The organism is Staphylococcus sp. HMSC070D05 (genome assembly GCF_001815595.1).
GTDB classification, from domain to species: Bacteria; Bacillota; Bacilli; order Staphylococcales; family Staphylococcaceae; genus Staphylococcus; species Staphylococcus hominis.
Map to the genome: position 1 here is coordinate 1 of NZ_KV821159.1, position 260 is coordinate 260.

Here is a 260-nt window from a genome sequence, read left to right on the forward strand (position 1 = left end):
AATGCATAATTTATCGCTTTTTCGAATGCGAATTTTGCATAACCTTTACCACTGAACTCAGGTTTAATAATTATTTGTATTTCACAATTACGATGGATGTAATTAATTTCTACTAATTCAACAATACCTACGACTTGATTTTCATCTTCAACAATAAAACGTCTTTCCGATTCATCTAATAAATGCTTATCAAATAAATGTTGAAGTTCCGTCAAGGATTCATAAGGCTCTTCAAACCAATAAGACATAATAGAATATTC

At 29.2% G+C, this 260-nt stretch carries 1 protein-coding gene; it reads right to left on the bottom strand.

Annotated elements, in window-relative coordinates:
- Positions 1–260: GNAT family N-acetyltransferase (locus tag HMPREF3046_RS10275; protein ID WP_141755538.1), on the bottom strand; the 260-nt coding region annotated here is incomplete at both ends.